The 12,482-nt window shown below is 37.7% G+C and carries 11 protein-coding genes; 8 read left to right on the top strand and 3 right to left on the bottom strand.

The window, feature by feature from the left end; all coding sequences use genetic code 11:
- Positions 1-33: 33 nt before the first annotated feature.
- The 3 genes from BUC06_RS16440 to BUC06_RS16430 form a co-directional block, all read right to left on the bottom strand.
- The gene (locus BUC06_RS16440) at positions 34-1,701 is read right to left on the bottom strand and encodes a ribonucleoside-diphosphate reductase subunit alpha (protein WP_262487928.1); all 1,668 of its coding nucleotides are present in this window, start codon (positions 1,699-1,701) and stop codon (positions 34-36) included.
- 48 nt (positions 1,702-1,749) lie between these two features.
- Positions 1,750-2,037: a hypothetical protein gene (locus BUC06_RS16435; protein ID WP_073335113.1), complete on the bottom strand. Its 288-nt coding sequence runs from the start codon at positions 2,035-2,037 to the stop codon at positions 1,750-1,752.
- A 132-nt stretch (positions 2,038-2,169) separates the two neighbouring features.
- Entirely contained in the window at positions 2,170-3,144 is a 975-nt protein-coding gene (locus BUC06_RS16430; RefSeq protein ID WP_073335112.1) for a ribonucleotide-diphosphate reductase subunit beta, read from the bottom strand.
- A 426-nt stretch (positions 3,145-3,570) separates the two neighbouring features.
- On the opposite strand from BUC06_RS16430, the gene BUC06_RS16425 reads away from it, so the two are divergent.
- From BUC06_RS16425 to BUC06_RS16390, 8 genes are all read left to right on the top strand, one after another.
- Positions 3,571-4,260: an ABC transporter ATP-binding protein gene (locus tag BUC06_RS16425; protein ID WP_047449905.1), complete on the top strand. Its 690-nt coding sequence runs from the start codon at positions 3,571-3,573 to the stop codon at positions 4,258-4,260.
- A 123-nt stretch (positions 4,261-4,383) separates the two neighbouring features.
- Positions 4,384-4,746, top strand: a complete 363-nt coding sequence (locus tag BUC06_RS16420) for a four helix bundle protein (RefSeq protein ID WP_073335111.1) — start codon at positions 4,384-4,386, stop codon at positions 4,744-4,746.
- 140 nt (positions 4,747-4,886) lie between these two features.
- Complete coding sequence (locus tag BUC06_RS16415; protein WP_073335110.1) at positions 4,887-6,116, top strand: ABC transporter permease; 1,230 nt, start codon at positions 4,887-4,889, stop codon at positions 6,114-6,116.
- 56 nt (positions 6,117-6,172) lie between these two features.
- Positions 6,173-7,444, top strand: a complete 1,272-nt coding sequence (locus BUC06_RS16410) for an ABC transporter permease (protein ID WP_073335109.1) — start codon at positions 6,173-6,175, stop codon at positions 7,442-7,444.
- 130 nt (positions 7,445-7,574) lie between these two features.
- Complete coding sequence (locus BUC06_RS16405; protein ID WP_073335108.1) at positions 7,575-8,768, top strand: efflux RND transporter periplasmic adaptor subunit; 1,194 nt, start codon at positions 7,575-7,577, stop codon at positions 8,766-8,768.
- Positions 8,769-8,914: 146 nt separating this feature from the next.
- Entirely contained in the window at positions 8,915-10,432 is a 1,518-nt protein-coding gene (locus BUC06_RS16400; protein WP_073335107.1) for a glycosyltransferase family 39 protein, read from the top strand.
- Positions 10,433-10,510: 78 nt separating this feature from the next.
- Positions 10,511-11,263 carry a subclass B1 metallo-beta-lactamase gene (gene bla, locus BUC06_RS16395; RefSeq protein WP_073335106.1) on the top strand — a complete coding sequence of 251 codons (753 nt, stop codon included), beginning with the start codon at positions 10,511-10,513 and terminating at the stop codon, positions 11,261-11,263.
- A gap of 242 nt (positions 11,264-11,505) precedes the next feature.
- Entirely contained in the window at positions 11,506-12,405 is a 900-nt protein-coding gene (locus BUC06_RS16390) for an NAD(P)/FAD-dependent oxidoreductase (protein ID WP_073335105.1), read from the top strand.
- Positions 12,406-12,482: the final 77 nt, after the last annotated feature.

The raw sequence follows: 12,482 nt of genomic DNA, 5'->3' as shown, positions 1-12,482 counted from the left end.
CTTTATTATGCAGATGTTTATGATTAATGATCACTAAGCCTCACAAGCAGAGCAGCTAACAAAGTTAACCATCATTTCTTTAGAGACAGAAGAACTTCTTTGATAATAAAGTGTTTTTACTCCTTTTTTCCAGGCTTCAATATAAAGATAGTTCACATCTTTTACAGGCATCGTAGAAGGAATCTGTAGGTTCAGAGACTGAGCCTGATCAATATATTGCTGTCTTTGAGCAGCCTGCGAGATAATTTCCATCGGAGAAATCTCTTTAAATGTTTTAAATACTGCTTTTTCTTCGTCAGTAAGCTCTTTTAAATGCTGTACGGAACCGTGGTTCAACATGATCGTTCTCCAGGTTTCCTCATTATCAAGACCTTTTTCTTCCAATAGCTTAGCTAAATACTTGTTCTTACGCATAAAGTTTCCTTTGGCAAGACCAGCTTTATAGTAGTTCGAAGCAAACGGCTCAATTCCAGGAGAGGTCTGCCCTAAGATCGCAGAACTTGAAGTAGTAGGAGCAATAGCCATCGTAGTGGTATTTCTCAATCCATAACCTTTCAACAATTCTGGTTCACCGTAAATATTGGCCAATTCTCTTGAAGCAGTTTCCGCCTGTTCTTTGATATGTTTGAAAGCTCTTGCATTGAACTGAGTCGCTTCAAAACTTTCAAACGGAATCATATTTTTCTGTAGATAAGAGTGGTATCCTAAAACTCCCAATCCAAGCGCTCTGTGACGCAATGCGAAGTTTCTTGCTCCCTGAAGGTAATAGTTACCTTCAGTTTTTTCGATAAATTCAGTTAAAACAGCATCTAGGAAGTAAACTGCTAATTTTACAGCATCCGTATCTTTCCATTCGTCATACAGTTCTAAATTCATTGAAGACAGACAGCAGATAAAAGATTCTTCTCTGGTAGAAGGAAGCATGATTTCAGAACAAAGGTTACTTGCGTTCACCGTCATTCCTAAATCCTTGTAAACCTGTGGCTTATTTCTGTTAACGTTATCGGTAAAGAAGATATAAGGAAGACCTTTCTGCTGGCGGCTTTCAAGTACTCTTGCCCATACTTTTCGTTTGTCCATATCACCGTCAATCATATCCTGCATCCAGTAATCAGGAACGCAGATCCCTGTAAATAAGTTCTGAATAGGACTTCCGATGTCTTTGATGGATAAGAATTCTTCAATGTCACCGTGGTCTACATCTAAATAGGCTGCAAAAGCACCTCTTCTTACACCACCCTGAGAAACCACATCCATTGCAGTATCGAATAATTTCATGAACGAAACTGCTCCTGAAGATTTTCCGTTGTCTGTAACGGCAGTCCCTCTGTTTCTAAGTTCTCCGAAATATCCTGAAGTTCCACCTCCGATCTTTGTCTGCATAATCACTTCACCCATTTTGTGGGTAATGCCTTCAATGCTGTCCGGAATGTGAACGTTGAAACAAGAGATAGGAAGACCTCTCTGTGTTCCCATATTCGCCCAAACCGGAGAAGAGAAGCTGATCCACCCTTTCACGATCATTTCCTTGAAAGCGGCTTGCAGTTCCGGCTTATATAATTTTTTTGCGGCAGCAGTGGTGATTCTGTCGATGGCTCCGTCTACAGTTTCCCCTTTTAACAGATATCCTCTGTTTAGCATCTGCTCAGACTCTTCATTGAGCCACCATATATTTGAATTTTGTTCTTCCATAGATGTTATATTTTCGAATTCCGGAGCAGTTTTTATACTCCGGAATTTTGTTGCTTTTTATATTGATTGTAAAATTTCCACTTTGTGCGTACCGTTCAGTCCGCTTTCATCTCTTAATCGTTGAAATTCCTTAAAGGACGGTACATTTAAAACCTCATGCTGAACCTCTTCATTGATATAATTTGAATAATGTACAAAAGTAACTCCGTCTTCTTTTACATACACCTTGTACTCAAATGTCTCCTGATCAAGATTTTTAAAATCATCTAAAAACTTTTGAATATGGGCTTTGTTTTCTGAAACATATTCAGGCTTTACGGTATAGGTTACAATGACATTGATCATTTTTTATGCTTTGAAATATTTTATTTTTCTGAGGGACTAAGGAATGATATGATGATGAAATACTTGTTTTTAGTCAGTAGGGCATCGCTAATACTTAGTGTTTTGACGCTCGCTTCGCTCGCGCTTTCCTATTTAAAACAAATCGTTCGCTGTGATACTCTTATCGTGTTTCGTATAATCTACCGGTCTTTTGGCAAAGAAATCATCCATAGAATTGGCAAAAACTTCTTCTTCAAACCATTTCATTGGACGGTATTGTTCAGGAGAAACGTTGTAACGGGTTTCCATATCGATTTTCTTCAGACTATCGTCTACACGGTATTTCATGAAGTTCAGAAGGTCTTCTTTTGAGAAAACGGTTAATTCTCCCAGTTCAAAGATCCAGTCTAAGATTTCGCCTTCCAGTTCAATAGACTGATCTACCAAGGTGTAGATGTCCTCGATATCTGAATCTGTTAATAGGTCCGGTTGTTCCTCACGGATTTTGTTGATCAGGTAGATTCCTGCATTAGCGTGGATTTGCTCATCAATAGACGTCCATGCAATAATGTTGGAAACATTCTTCATATATCCTTTGAATCTTGTGAAAGAAAGGATGATCGCAAATTGTGAGAAAAGAGATACATTTTCGATCAGGATACTGAATAATAAAAGAGAAGATACATATTCTTTTGGTGTTGTAGAATTGGCATGTTTCAGAACGTTGGAAAGAAAGTCAATTCTCTTTTTTACGGCAGGAATTTCTATAACATTCGTAAATTCTTCGTTGTATCCCAACACTTCTACCAAACGGGAATAAGCTTCTGAGTGACGGAACTCGCATTCTGCAAAAGTAGCGCCCAGTCCATTGAATTCAGGTTTTGGTAAGTGATTGTATAGGTTTCCCCAGAATGTCTTGACAGACACCTCGATCTGTGCAATGGCTAAAAGCGCATTTTTCACAGCGTGTTTTTCGTTCGGCTCTAACTGCGAATGAAAATCCTGAACATCTGCAGTAAAATCCACTTCCGAATGCACCCAGAACGATTTGTTGATCGCTTCTACAAACTGAAGAACCTCAGGGTATTCAAATGGCTTGTAACTTACTCTCTTATCGAAAATTCCCATATTAAAATAGCTTTAAAATTAAATAATCAGCATCACTGTGGATAAAGTGGAAGTAATGCTTAACTTCTTGTATGTTTGGTATTTACATTTGAAACATATTCACATTCATGAATGTCGGTTTCTTGTAAAGAACTAGGGACAAAGTTCGAAAAAAAGAACTGATTTTGAAAGGGGTAAATACTAATTGGCTGAGTTTTAACTGTAAAAGTTTTCCACATTTACATGAAACCAGCACGGGTAATGGCTTACAGCGCGTTCTGGGTAAAAAATAAATGGAAAACCAGACTTACAGTTAAACAGGTTTGTGTAATATGCTTTAAATAAAGGTGAAATGAATTAAACAATAAAATATTCGAATATATTATGGTTCTTGTAACAAATTGAAAATATCATCTACTTATAGGGGTATAAAACAAGCATCACTTCATGTTAGTAATTCAGGATTTACATAAGTCATACGATACGGGGAAAAGCAAGCTGCACGTTCTTAAAGGAATTAATCTTAATATTTCTGAGGGCGAGTTTGTTTCTATTATGGGAAGTTCCGGGTCCGGAAAGTCTACGCTTCTTAATATCATCGGTATTCTGGATGAAAAAGATTCGGGGACTTATGAACTGGATAACGTTCCTATTGAGCATCTGTCTGAAGTGAAAGCTGCAGAGTACAGAAGTAAGTTCTTAGGCTTTATATTTCAGTCTTTTAATCTGATCAGCTATAAAACGGCGCTGGAAAATGTAGCACTTCCTTTATACTATCAGAATGTTCCCAGAAAAGAACGTAACAAGAAAGCAATGGAGTATCTGGAGAAAGTAGGTCTTGCTCAATGGGCGGATCACTTACCGAATGAGCTTTCCGGAGGACAGAAACAAAGGGTAGCGATCGCCAGAGCACTGATCACTGATCCAAAGGTAGTTCTTGCAGATGAGCCAACCGGTGCACTGGATTCAAAAACGACACATGATATTATGAAACTTCTTCAGGATATCAATAATGAAGGAAGAACAATCATCGTGGTAACTCACGAACCTGACGTAGCTGCACAGACCAAGAGAAACGTAATCCTGAAAGACGGAATTATTGAAAGTGATGAGTTTATCAAGCAGATCGTTTTGTAGATGAATGGTGAATTTTTGCTTCGCAAGTGAATTTTTAAAATCAATTGTGAATGTTGGGATCATCAATTTTAATTAGAGTAAAGTAAACACACAGATATACAAATGATATGAAAAAAAATAATAATGTTTTTAAATCTGAACCATTATAAACTCGATGTTTATCAGTCGGCCAGACAACTAAGAATCGAGTGTTATAAAATTTTATCTGAGCTTCCTCATAGTGAAAGATTTAATATTACAGATCAAATACGCAGAGCTTCAACTTCAGTTGTATTAAATATAACAGAAGGATGTTCCAGAAAATCGGAAATTGAAAGGAAAAGATATTTTGAAATAGCGAGAGGATCGGTTATAGAATTGGATTCGTGTTTTGATATAATCATAGACTGCGGTTATATTAAAAAAGAAGAATTGATAAAAATTGAGAATTTAATCAAAACAACATTTATCTTACTAAGTGGAATGTTGAAAAAAGATAAACAATAATTGTGAATGATCAATGGTGAATTAAAAATTAGAAGTAATTTATTATGATAATAATTTTACCATTGACAACAAGGTTAATTGACTTCGAAGAAAATTCACAACGCAGTTAATTGACTTTTTACAAAGTAAAAAATAAAACTATGTTTGACCTAGATCGTTGGCAGGAAATATTCAGTTCTATTCGCAGTAATGTATTGCGAACGGTGCTTTCGGGGTTTACAGTGGCTTTGGGGCTGTTTATTTTTGTGGTTCTTTTCGGAATAGGAAAGGGATTGCAAAATGCTTTTACCGCAGGATTTGCAAGAGATGCACAAAACCTTATCACCATCTATACCGGTAAAACTACGATGGCTTATAAAGGACTTCAGTCTGATAGAACCGTTACCATGAATAATGACGACTACGATTTTCTGATCAATACGGATAAAGAAAAAGTAGGCGATGCCAGTCCAAGATACAGCACAAGCTTAATGATAAAATACGGTAAAGAAAGCGGTACTTATCAGGTAAACGGGGCAGAACCTGGAGAACAGGTTATTGAGAACCGAAAGATGCTTGATGGGCGTTATCTTACTTCTATGGACCTTTCCAGAAAGCAAAATGTTGCGGTCATCGGAAGAATGGTTCAGCGTGACCTTATCAAAAACGGAAGTCCGGTAGGAAAGGACCTGAATATCAACGGAACCATGTTCAAAGTGGTGGGTGTTTTTTCTGATGATGGGGGAGACTGGGATGAAAGACATATTGTCGTTCCTATCACAACGCTTCAGCAAATGAAAAAAGGGTCCGATACCGTATCGACTGCCTATATTGCCTATAATCAAAAACTATCTCCTGAGGAAGCTATTAAATATGGCGATGAGCTGAAGGACAGATTGAAAGCAAGAAAAAATGTTGCTCCTGACGATGAAAACGGAGTCCGTGTCTGGAATAATGCCAAAAACATGAACGAAACCTTCCAGTTTATGGCTGTGCTTACGATTATTGTAGGTTTTATCGGGTTAGGAACTTTGCTTGCAGGAATTATTGGGATCAGTAACATCATGGTGTATATCGTAAAAGAAAGAACCAAAGAGATTGGTGTCCGTAAAGCAATCGGTGCTAAACCTAGAAGTATTGTAGCTTTAATTGTACAGGAAAGTGTCGTGATCACGGTAGTTTCAGGTATTGTTGGTGTTGGAGTAGGAGTGCTGGTGCTTAGTTTAATAGGAGACAGCCTCGAAGAATATTTCATCAAAAGCCCGAGTGTAGGCTGGGTGACGATCTTTATGGCATTTATTGCCCTGGTATTTTCAGGACTTATTGCAGGATTCGTTCCGGCATACAGAGCTTCGAGAATCAAGCCGATAGAAGCATTAAGGACAGAGTAGGAATATGATCAATAATAATTGATCCATTATATAGTATAAACTTATAACTCAAAGAAGTGAACATTTTATTTAAAAAAGATACTTGGCAGGAAATTTATTATTCATTGAGGAATAATAAGCTTCGTACGTTCCTTACCATGATTGGTGTAGGCTGGGGAATGTTTTTGTATGTGAGCCTTCTTGGAGCAGCAAAAGGAATGGAAAATGGTTTTGATAAATTGTTTTCCGGATTTGCAACCAATTCTATTTTTCTCTGGGCTCAGAAAACCTCTATTCCTTACGATGGATTTCCTAAAGGAAGAGAAGTACATCTGAAATTATCCGATATGGATATGCTGAAAAGAAAAGTGAACGCTATCGACTATATTTCACCGCAAAACGCAAGAGGAAGCTTTACCGGAACACCCGGTGAATCCATGTCAAGAAACGGTAAAAACGGTACCTATTCTCTTACGGGAGATTATTCGGTAGGAAATAAAATTTCAGAAAAGAAACTTATTTTCGGACGGTATATCAATGATGCCGATGTGATGGGAAATAAGAATGTGGTAGTGATTGGAGAAGAAATCTACAAGAACTTCTTTGATGCCAAGAAAAAAGAAAATCCAGTTGGAAAACAGGTGAACATAAAAGGAATATTTTTTAATGTAATTGGGGTCTTCAGGGTTAAAAAAGGAGGCGGCTTTGAAAATGATCAGACAGCATTTATTCCGCTGTCAACGTATACCAAAATGTACAATGCCGGAGAGCAGATCGATATGTTTGCTATTGTAAGTAAACCCAATGCCAATGTGAATGGAGTAGAAGAAAATGTCAAGCAGGTATTGAAAACGAAAAATAAAGTATCTCCTGAAGATACCAATGCCTTCGGAAGTTTCAATTTAGGAAAAGAATTTAAAAAACTGACAGGATTCCTTACAGGGATGCAGCTTTTAACGATCATTGTGGGAACGCTGACCATTCTTGCCGGAGTGATTGCGATCTCCAATATCCTCTTAATCACGGTAAAAGAAAGAACAAAGGAAATCGGGATCAGGAGAGCTTTAGGGGCAAAACCTGCAGAAGTACGCAACCAGATTCTATTGGAAAGCGTTGTGATTACACTGTCCTCGGGAATTCTCGGGTTCATGTGCGGAATCTTTGTCCTCATCATTTTAAATGCATTGACACAGAATCAGGATCAATTTCCTTTCTATAATCCTACGGTAAATTACGGAAACGTATTTGGAGCCATGGCTGTCATGGTAGTGCTAGGTTTGATTATCGGAATGATCCCTGCGCAGAGAGCAGTAAAGATCCGACCAATTGAAGCCTTGAGATCAGAATAATAATGGGGTAATAGGTTGATGTAGTAATTTGAAAATAATGACGGATTTTTTTTAATGTTTAAATTCTTAAATCATTAAATATTTAAATCAGTTAAAAAAAAACTTTAATAGTAAAAAATAAACTAGATATATGAAAAAGAAATTCACTTGGAAAAAAGCCATTTATATCGTACTCGGGCTTTTATTTGCAGTGGCATTGTTCTCCGGGATCGGGTATCTCGTGAAATCAAATTCTAAAGAAAGTGAGGCTTTCCTGACCAGAAAACCAAGTTACCAGAACATGGAGGACAAGGTAATGGCTACAGGAAAAATCGTTCCGAAAGAAGAAATTGAGATCAAGCCGAACATTGCGGGAATCATTGATAAAATTTTAGTAGATGAAGGAGATAAGGTGACAGCCGGACAGTTGATCGCTACAGTGAGAATCATCCCTAACATTGCTGACGTAAACAATGCTCAGCAGGAAGTAGTGAATTCCCAACTGCAGATCAGTAATGCCAAGTTGAATGTTGATAATATGCAGAAGCAGTATTCAATGCAGGAAAAACTGTACAAGCAGGGCGTGATTTCCAAGCAGGAGTATTTAAACGCACAGCAGCAGTTGTACACTCAACAGCAGACGCTTAGAAATGCCAATCAGCAGCTGGCTACCGCTCAAAAAAGATTACAGATTGTAAAAACCGGGGCTACTCCTGAACTTCAGGGGCTTGCGACTACGCAAATTCGTTCCAAAGCCGCTGGTACTGTTCTTGAAGTTCCTGTGAAAGTAGGAAGTCAGGTAATCGAGGCCAACTCCTTCAATGCTGGGACAACCATCTGTTCTATTGCAGACCTTAATTCTTTGATCTTCCAGGGAGAAATTGATGAAGCTCAGGCAGGAAAACTAAAACAGGGAATGGATATGAAAATCGTGATCGGTGCCCTTCAGAACAAAACGTTCCCGGGAAAACTGACAATGATCGCGCCTAAAGGAAAAGACAATTTAGGGACTATAAAATTCCCGGTAGAAGGGGATGTAACGAATCCTAATAACGAATACATCAGAGCAGGTTTCTCTGCCAACGGAGAAATCGTTCTTAAATCTGAGAAGAATGCTTTGCTATTGGATGAGTCATTGGTTCAGTATGAAAAGAAAAACGGTAAAGACACGCCTTTTGTAGAAGTGAAGCAGCCGGACGGAAAATTCAAGAAAGTCTATGTGAAATTAGGAGCCAGCGACGGGATAAACGTACAAATCCTTTCAGGAATTACCAAAGACTCTGAAGTGAAAGTATGGAACCCTTCCGATAAAGATAAAGAAGAACTTAAAGAAAAGAAAAAATAGTAAACCATCGCTATATATTTAAACGGTAAGATCCTGAGGAATTGTTTCTCAGGATCTTTTTTATTTTAATCTTCATCAAAACAATGTAATGGATAATTTTGACGAATTGTCTTAAAGGAAATAATAATTATAAAACTTAATGAGCTATGAAGAAAAACTACCTGATTCTCTTTTTCTTTATCATTGCAAAATTCATCCTCCAGTATTCCCTGATCAGCCCTGAATATGAATTACACCGGGATGAATATCTGCATCTTGATCAGGGCAATCATCTTGCCTGGGGATATCTTTCTGTGCCTCCCGTGAATTCATGGTTGGCCTGGCTCATTAGAATCGCAGGAAATTCCGTCTTCTGGGTGAAGTTTTTTCCGGCACTCTTCGGGGCACTGACGATCGTTGTTGTATGGAAGATCATTGAAGAACTTCAGGGGAGCTTGTATGCTAAAATTCTGGCTTCAACAGGCATTCTCCTATCAGTTCTTCTGCGACTCAATATGCTTTTTCAGCCCACTTCCTTGGAAGTGTTATTATGGGCGCTTATTTATTATACCCTGATTCGCTATTTCAATTCCGAAAAAGCAAAATGGCTCTATGCAGCGGCTGTAATCTTTGGAATAGGTTTTCTGAATAAATATAATATTGTCTTTTCAGTGTTGGGGATTATCCCTGCTGTTCTATTGACAAAACAAAGAAAAATATTTCTCCAGCCCCATTTGTACGGAGCGGCAGCAGTTGCATTACTGATCATGCTTCCCAACTTGTTATGGCAATACAATCATCATTTTCCGGTTGTACACCATATGAAAGAACTTGAAGAAAATCAGCTAGTCCATGTCAACCGGATTGATTTCTTTAAATCCCAGATTCTGTTTTTTATAGGCTCCTTTTTCGTGATCATCGCCGGATGGTATGCGTTGCTGTTTTATCAACCGTTTGAAAAATTCAGATCTTTCTTCTGGATATATGTTCTGACCATTGCCTTGTTTGTGTTTTTTAAGGCTAAAGATTATTATACCATTGGTTTGTATCCTGTTTTTATAGCATTTGGAGCTGTTTTTCTGGCTCATATTTTTGAAAATGGCTGGAAAAAGTTTCTTAAACCGGTCTTTATTTTAATTCCTGTTCTACTGTTTCTGCCTTTGTATCAGATTGCTTTTCCCAATAAAAGTCCGGAATATATTATAAATCATCCTGAATTTTACAAAAAAATGGGAATGCTTCGTTGGGAAGATGGTAAAGATCATGCGCTGCCTCAGGATTTTGCTGATATGCAGGGCTGGGAAGAGCTTGCCCAAAAAGTAGATAGAGAATATTCAAGATTGTCTAAATCAGGAAAAACCTTGGTGCTTTGTGATAATTATGGACAGGCAGGTGCGATCAATTATTATTCAAAGAAAGGAGTACAGGCAGTTTCTTTCAATGCAGATTATATCAACTGGTTCGATCTTAATAAAAAATATGACCATCTGATTCGCGTCAAAGAATTTTCCAAAGAGGAGGATGAACAGAAAGAAACAGGTCCTTATTTTGAAAACTCCAAAGCAGCTGATTCCATTGTCAATAGGTTTGCCCGCGAAAAAGGAACGACCATCTTTAGTTTTGAAGGTGCGAAAATTGATATTAAAAAAAGAATTCAAAATGAAATTGATGAAAAGAAATGGTGATATTAACAGTTAATTAACTCCATGGGATTATTTAGGAGCGTGAAATATTTTTTAATTTCGCTGCAATGTAATGAACCTATGAAATCACTATCTAAAATTTTATTTTTATCCTCAGCGCTATTGTTTTTTAGCTGTACCTCTCAGAAAAAAGGTCAGAAAGCTAAAGTAGTGTACAAGACGGATAACCTGTCCGTCATTCAGCTGTCTGATGATATCTATCAGCATGTATCTTATTTAAGTACAGATTCCTTTGGAAAAGTAGAATGCAACGGAATGATCGTAAAAGACGGAAATGAAACCGTCATTCTGGACACTCCTACCAATGACAAAAGCACAGAAGAATTGATTTCATGGATCCAAAATAACCTTCATTCAAAAGTGAACGCCGTTGTTGCAACGCATTTTCACGATGATTGTCTGGGAGGATTGAAAGAATTCGACAAAAACAATATTCCTTCTTACGCCAATAATAAAACCATAGAATTGGCAAAAAAAGCTGGTGCCAATGTTCCGGGGCACGGTTTTAATGATACGATTACCCTCAATGCAGGAAAACATAAAATTTTAGTAAAATACTTTGGAGAAGGACATACAAAAGACAATGTCGTTGCTTATGTTCCTGACGAGAAGGCCATGTTCGGGGGGTGTCTTATCAAAGAGATGGAGGCAACAAAAGGATATCTTGGGGATGCTAATGTCCATGCCTGGTCTCAAACCGTTGAGAAAGTCAAAGGTCAGTACCCGGATGTTAAAATAGTAATGCCGGGACATGGAGAGGTAGGCGGAAAAGAACTTCTGGACTATACGATCAGGTTGTTTAAAAATAACTGATCCTATCTACTAATAGATTCTCAAAATAGATTAACTGACAGCTGATTTTAAATTTTAAAATCAGCTGTTTCTCTTTTATATCCTTATTAGGATTAAGAGTCATAGAAAATATTAATGCAACATTGTGTCTTTAATTGGTTTTTGTTTTAACTTTGTTTCAACAAAAGGATTGATGATTTAACCAATCATTTTACGATTAATCATCATTGATCAAACATCAATTATTTAAACCATCAGTTAAAATGAAAAACTACGACGTTATTATTATAGGAGGAAGCTATGCGGGATTATCGGCTGGAATGTCTTTGGGAAGATCATTAAGAAATACCTTGATTATCGATAATGGGAAGCCCTGCAATAGACAGACTCCGTATTCCCATAACTTTATTACCCATGATGGAAAAGCCCCAAAGGAAATCTCTGATCTTGCCCGGAAGCAGGTAGCAGCATACGATACCGTGAAATTTCATGATGGGTCTGTCATTCAATTACGAAAAACAGAAAAAGGATTCGAGGCGGAAGCAACGGAAGGTTACAAATTCAGCGCTAAAAAACTCATTCTGGCATCCGGAGTAAAAGATCGTATGCCTGATATTCCCGGATTTGCGGAATGTTGGGGAGTTTCAGTGCTGCATTGTCCGTACTGCCACGGTTATGAAGTAAAAAATGAAGTGACCGGAATCCTTTCAGATGGTGATATGGCTTTTGACTTTTCAAAACTGGTGTATAACTTGACAAAAGATCTTTTTTTATTTACCAATGGAAAATCAGTTCTTTCCAAAGATCAGAAAGATAAACTGGCTCAGAATAATATCACCTTAGTAGAAGATGAAGTAGAAAAAATAGAACATGAAAATGGTAAAATCCGGAAAATTATTTTTAAAAGCGGAAAAGAAATCTCATTGAAGGTACTCTATGCCAAAGTACCTTTTAAACAGAATATCAATGCTTCTGAAGATCTTGGCTATGAACTTACCGAACAGGGATTTATCAAAGTTGATTGTATGCAGAAAACAAACGTCCCGGGTATTTTTGCCTGCGGAGATAATGTCACTATGATGAGGTCGGTTGCCAATGCTGTTGCTCAGGGGAATTTTACCGGAGCTGTTGTCAATAAGGAACTTGCAGAGGAAGAATTTTAAAATTCTGATTAGTTTTGGGGGTAAAATCATACTTGGCGATACCGAAATCTAACGGGAAATTCCGTATATTTGGGGTG

The sequence above is a fragment of the Chryseobacterium carnipullorum genome (genome assembly GCF_900142785.1).
GTDB classification, from domain to species: domain Bacteria; phylum Bacteroidota; class Bacteroidia; order Flavobacteriales; family Weeksellaceae; genus Chryseobacterium; species Chryseobacterium carnipullorum.
The sequence above is the reverse complement of the archived record's forward strand: the minus strand, read 5'-3'. Positions and strand labels throughout refer to the sequence as shown.